Origin of the sequence: Streptomyces cynarae (genome assembly GCF_025642135.1) — a bacterium.
GTDB classification, from domain to species: domain Bacteria; phylum Actinomycetota; class Actinomycetes; order Streptomycetales; family Streptomycetaceae; genus Streptomyces; species Streptomyces cynarae.
Genome location: NZ_CP106793.1, coordinates 3,500,322 through 3,512,911 on the forward strand (window position 1 = coordinate 3,500,322; position 12,590 = coordinate 3,512,911).

At 69.9% G+C, this 12,590-nt stretch carries 9 protein-coding genes and 1 pseudogene; 9 read left to right on the forward strand and 1 reads right to left on the reverse strand.

Annotation, left to right across the window (positions count from 1 at the left end; translation table 11 throughout):
• Window positions 1–73 precede the first annotated feature (73 nt).
• Genes N8I84_RS16245 through N8I84_RS16255 form a run of 3 tightly spaced genes read left to right on the forward strand, consistent with a single transcriptional unit; the run spans window position 74 to window position 3,531 of the window.
• Window positions 74–976: a carbohydrate ABC transporter permease gene (locus N8I84_RS16245; protein ID WP_263230207.1), complete on the forward strand. Its 903-nt coding sequence runs from the start codon at window positions 74–76 to the stop codon at window positions 974–976.
• Entirely contained in the window at window positions 973–1,806 is an 834-nt protein-coding gene (locus N8I84_RS16250; RefSeq protein ID WP_263230208.1) for a carbohydrate ABC transporter permease, read from the forward strand. The genes N8I84_RS16245 and N8I84_RS16250 overlap by 4 nt, the downstream gene beginning before the upstream one ends.
• A 51-nt stretch (window positions 1,807–1,857) precedes the next feature.
• Window positions 1,858–3,531 carry a glycoside hydrolase family 13 protein gene (locus N8I84_RS16255; protein WP_263230209.1) on the forward strand — a complete coding sequence of 558 codons (1,674 nt, stop codon included), beginning with the start codon at window positions 1,858–1,860 and terminating at the stop codon, window positions 3,529–3,531.
• A gap of 103 nt (window positions 3,532–3,634) precedes the next feature.
• On the opposite strand, the gene N8I84_RS16260 is transcribed toward N8I84_RS16255, so the two are convergent.
• Window positions 3,635–4,600, reverse strand: coding sequence for a LysR family transcriptional regulator (locus N8I84_RS16260; protein ID WP_263230210.1), 966 nt, complete (start codon window positions 4,598–4,600; stop codon window positions 3,635–3,637).
• Between the two features lie 84 nt (window positions 4,601–4,684).
• Between N8I84_RS16260 and N8I84_RS16265 the strand changes: the two genes are divergently transcribed.
• From N8I84_RS16265 to N8I84_RS16290, 6 genes and pseudogenes are all read left to right on the forward strand, one after another.
• Window positions 4,685–5,995, forward strand: coding sequence for an MFS transporter (locus N8I84_RS16265; RefSeq protein WP_263230211.1), 1,311 nt, complete (start codon window positions 4,685–4,687; stop codon window positions 5,993–5,995).
• A 119-nt stretch (window positions 5,996–6,114) separates the two neighbouring features.
• Window positions 6,115–7,410 carry an ABC transporter substrate-binding protein gene (locus N8I84_RS16270; RefSeq protein ID WP_263230212.1) on the forward strand — a complete coding sequence of 432 codons (1,296 nt, stop codon included), beginning with the start codon at window positions 6,115–6,117 and terminating at the stop codon, window positions 7,408–7,410.
• Window positions 7,407–8,375, forward strand: coding sequence for a carbohydrate ABC transporter permease (locus tag N8I84_RS16275; RefSeq protein ID WP_263230213.1), 969 nt, complete (start codon window positions 7,407–7,409; stop codon window positions 8,373–8,375). The genes N8I84_RS16270 and N8I84_RS16275 overlap by 4 nt, the downstream gene beginning before the upstream one ends.
• A complete protein-coding gene (locus N8I84_RS16280; protein WP_263230214.1) occupies window positions 8,372–9,229 on the forward strand; it encodes a carbohydrate ABC transporter permease in 858 nt (285 codons plus the stop codon). The genes N8I84_RS16275 and N8I84_RS16280 overlap by 4 nt, the downstream gene beginning before the upstream one ends.
• Window positions 9,230–9,238: 9 nt before the next feature.
• Window positions 9,239–11,497: an alpha-xylosidase gene (yicI, locus tag N8I84_RS16285; protein WP_263230215.1), complete on the forward strand. Its 2,259-nt coding sequence runs from the start codon at window positions 9,239–9,241 to the stop codon at window positions 11,495–11,497.
• 31 nt (window positions 11,498–11,528) lie between these two features.
• Window positions 11,529–12,538, forward strand: a pseudogene (locus tag N8I84_RS16290) (LacI family DNA-binding transcriptional regulator).
• Window positions 12,539–12,590: the final 52 nt, after the last annotated feature.

The window sequence follows — 12,590 nt, forward strand, 5'->3', positions numbered from 1 at the left end:
CGCGCGCGCCCGGGCCGGTGCGACCACGGGCACCGGCCGGCTGGCGGCGCTGCTGGTCTCCCCCACGCTCCTGGTGCTGACGATCGTCGTGATCTATCCGACGCTCATGGCGCTGAACGAGTCGCTGTACGGGCCGAAGGGGCTGGATCCCAAGACCGGCTTCATCAGCAACACCGAGCCGTTCGTGGGCCTGAAGAACTACACCGACATCTTCACCCAGGCCGGTGACCGGTTCTGGAACGCCTTCTGGAACACCACCCTCTTCACCGTCGTCACGGTGCTGCTGGAGACGGTGATCGGTGTGGCCATGGCACTGATCATGCACAAGGCGTTCCGGGGCAGGGCCGTGGTGCGGGCGAGCATCCTCGTGCCCTGGGCGATTCCCACGGCCATCTCCGGCCTGCTGTGGCGGTGGATCTTCAACGCCGACGGAATCGCCAACGTGCTCGTCGGACAACAGGTCCTGTGGACCGCCGACGGCTTCGCAGCCAAGATCGCGGTCATCATCGCCGACGTGTGGAAGACCGCCCCCTTCATCGGACTGCTGGTCCTGGCCGGACTACAGGTGATCCCGAAGGAGGTCTACGAAGCGGCCCGGATCGACGGAGCGAGCGCCCTCAGGCAGTTCTGGCACATCACCCTGCCCCTGGTGAAGCCCGCGCTGCTGGTGGCGGTGCTGTTCCGGTGCCTGGACGCGCTGCGGATGTTCGACCTGCCCTACATCCTCATCGGCGCGCAGAAGAACTCGGTGGAAACCCTGTCGATGCTCGCGCAGAACGAGGCGTCCAACGTCCGCTTCGGACCGGCCTCCGCCTACGCGGTGCTCCTCTTCCTCTATGTCTTCCTCATCGCGCTCGCCTTCGTCCGGTTGCTGGGCGCCGACCTCGTCGGCGACGGCGGCGTCCGCAGCGGGCGCGAGCGCAGGACCGGGCGCCGGGGTGCCGTGGCGCTGCGCCGTGCGGAGGTGACGGCATGACCCTCACAGCCACCTGGCGCCGGCGGCTGCCCTACGTGGGTGTCGCCGCGGTGGTCGCCTACTGCCTGGCCCCGTTCTACTGGATGGTGGTCTCCAGCCTGCGGCGCAACGACGACATCTTCAGCACCTCGTTGTTCCCCTCGCCGCTGTCGTTCGACAACTACCAGGCGGTGTTCAGCCCCTCCCAGGGGTTCTCGCGGGCACTGCTCAACAGCCTGATCGTGGCCGGCATCACCACGGCACTGGCGCTGCTGCTGGCCACGTTCACCGCGTACGCGATGGCCCGGCTGGACTTCCGGTTCAAGCGGCTGATCCTCACGCTGATCATCGCAACCTCGATGTTCCCGGTGGTGTCGATCGTGGTTCCGCTGCTGAAGCTGTTCACGGACATCGGCTGGATCAACACCTACCAGGCCATGATCGTGCCGAGCATGTCCTTCGCTCTGCCGCTCGCGGTCTGGAACCTGACCACGTTCTTCCGCCAGATGCCGGACGAGCTGGAGCACGCCGCGATGGTCGACGGCTGCACCCGCGGCCAGGCGTTCCGCAGGATCATCATCCCGCTCGCCGCGCCCGGCATCTTCACCACCGCGATCATCACGTTCATCGCCGCCTGGAACGAGTTCCTCATCGCCCTGTCGATGACCAACAAACCCGGCATGCAGACCGCGACGGTCGCCATCTCGAAGTTCTCCGGAGCCACGACGTACCAGACGCCGTTCGGCAGCCAGATGGCGGCAGGCGTCATCGTCACGATCCCGCTGGTGATCATGGTGCTGCTCTTCCAGCGCCGTATCGTCGCCGGACTCACCGCAGGCGCGGCCAAGTAGGCACCGGCGCCGCGCCACCCCTTCCCGACGTCCAAGGAGCAACGCACTCGTATGTCCGGTACCGCACCGTGGTGGCGCAGCGCCGTCATCTACCAGATCTACATCCGCAGTTTCGCCGACGGAAACGGTGACGGCGTCGGCGACATCGCCGGCATCCGCTCCCGTCTGCCGTATCTGAAGTCGCTCGGGGTCGACGCCATCTGGATCAACCCGTGGTACAAGTCGCCGATGGCGGACCACGGTTACGACGTGGCGGACTTCCGTGAGATCGACCCGCTGTTCGGCACCGTGGCCGAGGCGGAGGAGCTCATCGAGGAGGCGCACCGGCACGGGATCCGCGTCATCCCCGACATCGTGCCCAACCACACCTCCGACCGGCACGCCTGGTTCCAGGCGGCCCTGGCGGCGGGGCCGGGCAGCCCCGAACGCGAGCGTTACGTCTTCCGGCCCGGCCGCGGTCCCGACGGCGCCGAGCCGCCCAACGACTGGGTCTCCTGCTTCGGCGGCCCCGCCTGGACACGGCTGCCCGACGGGGAGTGGTACCTGCACCTGTTCGCCCCCGAGCAGCCGGACCTCAACTGGGAACACCCGGAGGTGAGGGCCGAGTTCGAGTCCGTCCTGCGGTTCTGGTTCAGCCGGGGCGTGGACGGCTTCCGCATCGATGTGGCGCACGGACTGATCAAGCACCCCGAGCTGCCCGACCTGCCGCCCCGCACCGAGCCGGCGGTACTCGGACCGCTCTCCCGCCGCGAGGACGCGGAGGAGCGGGTCCGGCAGCACGTCGACCATCCGCACTGGGACCGCGACGAGGTCCACGAGATCTACCGCGCCTGGCGCAAGGTGGCCGACGAGTTCCCCGGCGACCGGTCCTTCGTCGCCGAGGCATGGGCGGACACCCCCGAGCGGCTCGCCGCCTACGTGCGCCGGGACGGCCTGCACACCGCGTTCAACTTCGACTTCCTGATGGCGAGCTGGGACGCGAAGGACCTGCGCGCGGTCATCGACGACTCACTCGCCATGCTCGGCGCGGTCGGCGCACCGGCCACCTGGGTGCTGTCCAACCACGACGTCATGCGCCACGTCAGCCGCTACGGCCGCAGGACCGTCAAGCGGTGGCTGGCCAACGAACGCTACGAGCCCGAAGGCCCCCTGGACCTCGAACTGGGTATCCGGCGCGCCCGTGCGGCCGCCCTGCTGATGCTCGCCCTGCCCGGCGGCGCCTACGTCTACCAGGGCGAGGAGCTCGGCCTGCCGGAGGTCGAGGACCTGCCCGAGTCCGTCCTCCAGGATCCGATCTGGGAGCGCTCCGGACACACGGACCGCGGCCGTGACGGCTGCCGGGTGCCGATCCCCTGGTCCGGGCAGAGCGCGCCGTTCGGCTTCAGCCCCGAGGGGGCCTCCGCCGCGCCCTGGCTGCCGCAGCCCGCCGACTGGGGCGAGCGCAGCGTGGAGGCGCAGACCGGCGACGAGACGTCGATGCTGGAGCTCTACCGCCGCGCCCTGCGCACGCGCCGCGAGCACCCGGCGCTCGGCGACGGCACTCTGGCCTGGCTGGACACTCCCGCCGGAGTCCTCGCCCTCCGCCGCGAACCCGGCTTCGTCTGCGTGGTCAACCTCTCGTCCGAGGCGTACCGGCTGCCCGACCACACCTCGGTCCTGCTCGCGAGCGGCCCCGTGGAGGACGGCCTGCTGGCACCCGACCAGGCGGCCTGGCTGGCGGTATAACCGTCCGGCAGAGACCAGGGCCGTCCGGTGCGCCCCCGCTCACCGGACGGCCCTGGTTCTGCGAGAGCGTGCACGCGGACGTCGGGGCGGATGCCCCGGGTCATCAGCCCCAGGCGGCCATGACCCCGGCGTCAACGGCCGGAATCCATCCATCCACGGGCCGCCGCAGCCATCCCTCCGCGGCGGCGACCTCGGCCGAGGCCCGTCGAAGCGCATCGAGTCCCGGATGCGTCAGCCCTTGTCGCCACACCAGCGAGACGGGCGAGAGCGGTACGGGATCGACGAGCGGACGCCTCACCGTCCCGGGCAGCGCGGGGAAGTCCACCACGGCGAGAATCGGATGGCCCGTCCTCGCCATGATCCGCTGGAACTCCTCGTCCCCGACGGCCAGCGGGACCGGAGGCGCGACCCGGATGTCCCGCCCGGCGAACAGGCGGTGCGCGAGGTCGGTCCACTCCGGCGTGCGCGGGTTCCCGGCGCCCGCGTACACCGTCTCCCCGGCAAGCGCGGCCAGCGGCACCGCCTCCAGCGACGCCAGACGGTGGTGCTCGGGCAGGAGGACCGCCATCGGCTCGTACCGCACGGGCTGCTGGTCGAGCCCGGCCCGCAGCGCCGGGGGAAGGCCCGCAAACCGGCCGAACGACGCGTCCAGCCGGCCCGCCAGCACTTCGGCCGCGGCATGCGTGAGACCGCTCTCGTAGCGGGCCATCAACTCCAGGTCGGGGGCGAGCGCACGGGCCTTGTGCAGCACCCGGCGCCCGGTGACCAGCCCCGGGGAGTTCAGGTCCACCAGCAGCGGCCGTGCCTGCCCGAAGGCGGCGAGGAGTTCGTCCTGCGCGTCCAGCACCCTGCGTGCGTACGGCAGCAGGCGCTCGCCCTCGGGGGTCAGCGTGACCTGCCGAGTCGTACGGACGAACAGCTCGGTGTCCAGCTCCCGCTCCAGCCTGCGGATGTCCCGGCTCAACGCCTGCTGGGCGACGTACAGGCGGGTCGCGGCGCGGGTGAAGTGCAGTTCCTCCGCGACGGCGAGGAACGCGCGGAGCAGGCGGGGGTCGACGGCGGCGGGCATCCGGCGAACTTACAACGCAGGTGCGTCAATCGCCACGGAGTAAGTGTTGGACCGCAGGTCACCGGCCGGGCGACGCTTCCCTGCATGCCGCAGCCCTCCTCCCGCAGACCACCCCTGCTCACCGTCACCCAGGACACCCTCGTCGCCGTCGACTTCACCCCGCGCACCGCCGGCAGGGCACCCGCCCCGCGCAACCCCTACCGCCGGTTGTTCACCCACCCAGGCACCCGCGCCTTCACGATCGGGAACCTCATCGCCCGGCTCCCCATCGGCATGTTCAGCGTGAGCTCGGTCATCATGATCGCCGGTTCGCGGGGCTCGTACGCCCTCGCCGGTGCGGTCACCGCCACCGGCCTCGTGGCCACGGCCGCGGTCGCGCCCTGGGTGGCACGCCTCGTCGACCGTCACGGCCAGGCCCGGGTCGCCCTGCCCGCCACGCTGTTCGCGCTGCTCGGGAGCCTCGCACTGGTCCTGTGCGTGCACTACGACGCCCCCGACTGGACCCTGCTCGCCGCCCAGGCGGCCACCGCCACCACCCCGAACATCGGCGGCCTGTCCCGCGCCCGCTGGGCCCACCTGTTCCGGAACGCCCCGGACGCCCTGCACACGGCGAACTCCTTCGAGCAGGCCGCCGACGAGCTGTGCTACCTGCTCGGCCCGGTGCTCGCCGCCTTCCTCTGCACCCGGCTCTTCCCGGAGGCCGGCACTCTGGCCGGCGCCTTCCTGCTGCTCGCCGGCATGTTGATCTTCACCAGTCGACGCGCCACGGAACCGCCGCCGAGCCGCCGCCCGGGCACCCGGCCCCCGCTGCGCGCCCCCGGTATGCCCCCGCTCCTGCTCGGCCTGCTGGCCACCGGCGCGGTCTTCGGCGCGATGGAGGTCGTCACGGTGGCGTTCGCGGACGCACAGGGGCACAAGGCGGCTGCCGGCCCGGTCCTCGCCCTGCAGGCCGCCGGTTCGTGCGCCGCCGGACTGCTCTACGGCGCGCTGCGGCCCGCCGGTCCCGCCGAGCGCCGCTACGCGTGGTGCCTCGCGGCGATGACGGCCCTCATGACCCTGCCCCTGCTCGCGGCGCGCACCACCGGTTCCCTCCTCGCACTCGCGCCCGCCCTGCTGCTCGCGGGCATGGCCACCGCCCCGACGATGGTCACGGCGATGGTGCTGGTCCAGCGGCGCACCCCCGAGGGCCGTTCGAACGAGGGCATGACCCTCGCCGTGACGGCTCTGCTCGGGGGCGTGGCCTGCGGTTCCGCCATCGGCGGCTGGGCCGTGGAACACCTGTCCCCGACCGCCGGTTTCGCCCTTCCCGCGACGGCCTCGGGCCTCGCCCTGGCGATCGCCCTCGGGCACAGGGCGGTCGAAGGAATCCGCACCGATTCGTGCGCCCCCCATTGACGCGCTCCCAACGTCCACATAGCTTCCCCCGTCGAAGCGCTTCGACATCAGCCATCGAATCGTTTCGATGAACCCTGCGTGATGGCTTCGATACCCATCCGACTCCCCGGAGGCACTGGATGTTGACAGCACGACGGCGTGTGGTGGCGACGGCTGCGGTGGTCCTTTCCGGATCCCTGCTCCTGGCCTCCTGCGGTGGCTCGGACAGCGGCTCTTCCGACGGCAAGACGCTGAAACTGTGGCACTACGAGGGCCCGGACAGCGCGATGGGCGCCGCCTGGAACGAGGCCATCAAGGAGTTCGAGGCCAAGCACCCGGGCGTGAAGGTGAAGTTCGAGGAGAAGGGCTTCGAACAGATACAGAAGACCGCGCCCATGGTCCTCAACTCCTCGGACGCACCCGACATCATGGAGTACAGCAAGGGCAACGCGACGGCGGGCCTGCTGTCCAAGCAGGGACTTCTCACCGATCTGACTCCCGAGGTCACCAAGCGCGGCTGGGACAAGAAGCTCAGCGCGGGCGTGCAGACCATCAGCCGCTACGACGCCAACGGCATCATGGGCTCCGGCAAATGGTATGGAATACCCAATTACGCCGAATACACCATGGTCTTCTACAACAAGGACCTGTTCAAGAAGTACGGGATCGCCGAGCCGAAGACGTTCGACGACCTGACGTCCGCGATGGACAAGTTCGTCGCCAAGGGCATCACCCCGCTCGCCAACGCCGGCGCCGAGTACATGGCCCAGCAGTACCTGTACCAGCTGGCCCTGTCGAAGGCCGACCGCTCCTGGGTCGACAAGTACGAGCTGTACAAGGGCAAGACCGACTTCCACGACGCGGCCTGGACGTACGGCGCGACCACCTTCGCCGACTGGGTGAAGAAGGGCTACATCAGCAAGACGTCCAGCGGCACGAAGTCCGAGGACGCGGGCGTCTCCTTCATCCAGGGCAAGAACCCGATCCTGTTCAGCGGCAGCTGGTGGTACGGCCGCTTCAAGACGGAGAACAAGTTCGACTGGGGCACCTTCCTGTGGCCCGGTTCCAACCTCACGCTCGGGTCCGGCGGCAACATCTGGGTCGTCCCCAGGGGCTCCAAGAACAAGGACCTCGCCTACGACTTCATCGACATCACCATGTCGCCGAAGATCCAGAACCTGCTGGGCAACAAGGGCGGCGTCCCGGTCGCGGCAGACCCCGACGCCATCACCGACCCGCAGGCCAAGACCCTCATCGCCGACTTCAACACCCTCTCCCAGCGCGACGGCCTGGCCTTCTACCCCGACTGGCCCGTCCCCGGCTTCTACGACACCCTCATCTCCGAGACCCAGAAACTGATAACGGGCAGTGAGCAGCCCGACGCCTATCTCAGCGCGCTGCAGAAGGCGTACGACCAGGGCGTGCCGAAGCAATGACCATCACCGCCGAACGGGGCGCGCGGGCCGTGGGCAAGCGCCCGCACACCGGTCCGCGCCGCCCCCGCTCCCAGACCTCGTACGCGCTCTTCCTGCTCCCCGGCGTGCTCGCGTTCCTCGCCGTGATCATCGTCCCGTTCCTGATGAACACGGGCATCAGCTTCACCGAGTGGAGCGGCATCGGCTCGCCGAAGTGGACCGGCCTCGACAACTACCGCCAACTGCTCGACGACAGCGAGTTCTGGGCGTCGTTCCGGCACAGCCTGTTCATGGTCGTCGCCATGGCGGTCGTCCCGACGATGATCGGACTCGTCCTCGCCGCCGCGCTGTTCGACTACATCGGCAAGCACTTCGGCAGCAGGACGGCCGCCGTGCTGCGCGCCTGCTTCTACCTGCCGCAGGTGCTGCCGATCGCGGTGGCGGGCATCGTCTGGAGCTGGATCCTCGCCCCGGACAACGGCTCCCTGAACGCGCTGCTGAAGGCGGTGGGTCTCGGCTCCTGGCAGCAGGACTGGCTCGGCGACCCGGACGTCGCCCTCTACAGCGTCATGGGGGTGATGGTGTGGGTGCAGATCGGCTTCCCGCTGGTCGTCTTCATGGCGGGGCTCCAGCGCGTCGACCCGCAGTTGTACGAGGCGGCCGAACTGGACGGCGCCGGCTGGTGGCGCCGCTTCTGGCACATCACGCTGCCGCAGATCAGGCCGGAGATCTACGTGGTGCTGACCTGGTGCACGGTCGCGGCGCTGAAGGTGTTCGGGGCGGTGTACGTGCTGACGAAGGGCGGCCCCGGCGGGGCGACCGACGTCCCGTCCTACTTCTCCTTCACCACCTTCTTCGAGAAGACGCAGGCCGGGTACGGCGCCGCGATCTCCACCGTCCTCACCGTGATCATCCTGCTCCTCGCCATGGTGGGCCTGAAGCTCCAGACCCGCGCCGAGGACGCCGAGGAAGGGGCCCGCGCATGACCGCCGTACGCACCGAGGTCCGCACCCGGCCCCGCACGGCCCTCGGCCGCTATCCCGTCCTCGTCGCCCTGTGCATCGCGGCCCTGTTCATGGTGCTGCCGTTCCTGATCGTCGCCGTCAACGCCGTGAAGTCGCCCGCCGAGTACTCCCAGCACGGGCCGCTGAGCCTGCCGAAGGGCCTGTACCTGGACGGTCTGAAGGACTTCTGGCAGCGCGTCGACTACGGCCAGAAGCTCCTCAACTCCGTCCTCATCAGCGGTTCGGTGGCCGTCCTGGCGGCGGTCCTGTCCCTGCTGAACGCGTACGCGATCGGCATCGGCCGCATCAAGGGACGCACCTGGGTGCTGGCCTTCTTCGTGCTCGCCAACGTGCTGCCGCAGGAGGCGCTGGTCTACCCGCTGTACTACCTGAGCAAGCAGGCGGGCCTCTACGACACCCGGCTGAGCGTGATCATCGTCTTCACGGTGATCCAGGCCGCCTTCGGCACCTATCTGCTCTCCTCGGTCCTCGGGCAGTTCCCGCGCGAGATCATCGAGGCCGCCCGGATCGACGGGGCGAACAAGTGGCAGGTGCTGTGGCGGATCGTGGTCCCGGTCAGCCGGCCCACGATCGGGGTGCTGCTCGTCTTCTTCTTCATCTGGACGTGGAACGAGTTCCTGCTGCCCCTGGTCATGCTGATCTCCAACGACAACCAGACGGTGTCGGTGGCGCTCGGCGTCCTCCAGGGCCAGCGTCTGATGGACGCCACGATGACCAACGCGGCCGCCCTGTTGGGTGTGTTGCCCGCCATCGTCTTCTTCCTCGTCTTCCAGCGGACTCTCACCCGCGGCATCGCCGTGGGTGCCGTCAAGTAGGGGGCACGCTTGAAGTTCACCGACGGCTACTGGCTGCTGCGCGAAGGCGTCACCGCGGCCCACCCGGTGCAGGTCCTGGACGTGACCACGCCCCCGGGAGCCCTGGAGATCCACGCCCCGACCCAGCCCATCCGCCATCGCGGCGACCTGTTGAAGGGACCGGTCGTGACGATCAGCGCGCACGCGCCGATGCCGGACGTCATCGGCCTCACCTTCACGCACTTCGATGGCGAGCAGCCCCGGGGGCCGAGGTTCGAGATCCAGCGGGACGACGCCTTCACGCCGCACGCCGAGTACGACGAGGAGACGGCTACCCTCACCGCGGGCGCCCTGGCCGTCCGGGTCGCCCGCACCGGCCCCTGGCACGTCGACTTCCTCGCCCACGGCCGCACCCTCACCACCAGCGGCCCCAAGAACATGGGCATCATGCGCGACGCCACCGGCGCCCACTACCTGCGCGAACAGCTGGGCCTCGGGGTCGGCACGTCGGTCTACGGCCTCGGTGAACGCTTCGGTCCGCTGGTGAAGAACGGCCAGGTCGTCGACATCTGGAACGCGGACGGCGGCACGGCCACCGAACAGGCCTACAAGAACGTCCCGTTCTTCCTGACGGACGCGGGCTACGGCGTCTTCGTCGACCACCCGGGCAAGGTGTCCTTCGAGGTCGGCTCGGAGGCGGTGTCACGGGTCCAGTTCAGCGTGGAGAGCCAGCAGTTGACGTACTACGTCATCTACGGGCCCACCCCGAAGGACATCCTGCGCAAGTACACCGCCCTCACCGGCCGCCCGGCCCTGCCGCCCGCCTGGTCGTTCGGCCTGTGGCTGTCGACCTCCTTCACCACCTCCTACGACGAGGCCACCGTCACCTCATTCATCGACGGCATGAAGGAACGGGAACTGCCGCTGTCGGTCTTCCACTTCGACTGCTTCTGGATGCGCGAGTTCAACTGGTGCGACTTCCAGTGGGACCCGCGGGTCTTCCCCGACCCGGAGGGCATGCTGTCCCGCCTGAAGGAGCGCGGACTGCGGGTGTGCGTGTGGATCAACCCCTACATCGCGCAGCGCTCCCCCCTCTTCGCGGAGGGCAAGGCCCTGGGCCATCTGCTGAAGAAGCCGGACGGCAGCGTGTGGCAGTGGGACCTGTGGCAGCCCGGGATGGCGCTGGTCGACTTCACCAGCCCGGACGCCCGCGACTGGTACGCCGCCAAGCTGGAGGCGCTGCTCGCCCAGGGCGTCGACTGCTTCAAGACCGACTTCGGGGAGCGCATCCCGGTCGACGTGGCCTACGCGGACGGCTCGGACCCGGAGCGGATGCACAACTACTACACGCACCTCTACAACCGGACCGTCTTCGAGGTGTTGCGCAAGCACCGCGGTGAGCAGGAGGCCGTGGTCTTCGCGCGCTCGGCGACCGCGGGCAGCCAGAAGTTCCCCGTGCACTGGGGCGGCGACTGCGAGGCCACGTACGAGTCGATGGCCGAGTCGCTGCGCGGCGGGCTCAGCCTCGGTCTGTCGGGCTTCGGGTTCTGGAGCCATGACATCGGCGGCTTCGAGGGCACGCCGACCCCGGCGCTGTTCAAGCGGTGGCTGGCCTTCGGGCTGCTGTCCTCGCACAGCCGGCTGCACGGCAGCTCCTCCTACCGGGTGCCGTGGCTGTTCGACGAGGAGTCCGTGGACGTGCTGCGGCACTTCACCCGGCTCAAGCTGCGCCTGATGCCTTATCTGTACGAGGCCGCGCGCACCGCCCAGGCCGAGGGCGTGCCGGTGATGCGGGCGATGGTGCTGGAGTTCCCCGACGACCCCGGCTGCGCGCACCTGGAACGCCAGTACATGCTCGGCCCGGACCTGCTGGTCGCGCCGGTCTTCAGCGACGAGGGGGAGGTCTCGTACTACGTGCCCGAGGGCACGTGGACCGACTACCTGACCGGGAGGACGGTGACCGGGCCGCGCTGGGTGCGGGAGCGGCACGGGTTCTCCAGTGTTCCGCTGCTGGTCAGGCCGGGTGCGGTGATCCCGGTCGGTGCGGTGGACGACCGCCCCGACTATCCGTACGCCGACGGGGTCACCCTGCGCGCGTTCGGGCTGGAGCAGGGCGCGCAGGTGACGGTGCCGGTCGGGGACGTGACCTTCACCGTCGTACGCGAGGGGAAGACGCTGCGGGCCTCCTGCAGTGATCCCCGGGCGCCCTGGGCCCTGGCGAGCGGGGAGCGGACCGCCCGTGCGGCGGCGGGCACCGGGTTCCTCTCGCTGGAGCTGGAGTCGGAGTGATGGTTCCTCCCCCCACAGGAGCTGGACTGACATGGTGAAGATCACGGACGTGGCCCGGCACGCGGGGGTCTCCCCCAGCACCGTCTCCTACGCCCTCAGCGGCAAGCGCCCCATCTCCGAGGAGACCCGGCTGCGCATCGAGGAGGCCATCCGCGAGCTGGGCTACCGCCCGCACGCCGGCGCCCGCGCGCTGGCCAGCAGCCGGTCCAACGTGCTGGCGCTGGTGATGCCGCTGCGCTCCGGGATCAACGTCCCGGTGGTCATGCAGTTCGCGGTCTCCGTCGTCACGGCCGCGCGCCGGCACGACCACGACGTGCTGCTGCTCACCCAGGAGGAGGGCGAGGACGGGCTGCGGCGCGTGGCGGACACGGCGTTGGTGGACGCGCTGATCGTGATGGACGTCCAGTTGCACGATCCGCGGCTGCCGCTGCTGCGGGCCCTGGACCGGCCGTCCGTGCTGATCGGGTTCCCTGCCTCCGCGCAGGGGCTGACCTGCATCGACCTCGACTTCATGGCGGCGGGCGAACTGTGCGTGGAGCACCTGGCGGGACTCGGGCACCGGGTGGTCGCGCTGGTCGGGTCGCCGCCGGAGGTGTACGTGCGGGGAACGGGGTTCGCGCAGCGGGTGGTGCAGGGGTTCACTGCGGCGGCCGACCGGCACCGGCTGGTGTCGTCGGTGCACCCCTGCGAGGCCGTGCCGCCGCCGCCCGCGGGGTCGCCGAGCGGCTGCTGCGCGAGCAGCCCGCGCTGACCGGGGTGGTCGTGCACAACGAGGCGGTGCTCGAGCCGCTGATCGACGCCTTCGAGTCGCTCGGCCTGCGCGTACCCGGCGATCTCTCCGTCACCGCGATCTGCCCGGAGGAGCAGGCCGCCGGCGCCCGGGTGCCGGTCACGTCCGTCGCCGTCCCGTCCGCCGAGGTGGGTGAGCGGGCGGTGGCGCTGCTGATGAAGAAGCTGGGCGGGTCGGCCGTTCCGCAAGCCACCCTGCTCGTCCCGCACCTCACGCTCCGCGCGAGCACCGCACCGCGCTCAGCACCCTGAATCCCGGAACGTGCGAAGCCGCGAAGCCTCGAATTGACCGTATTCGTCCCGT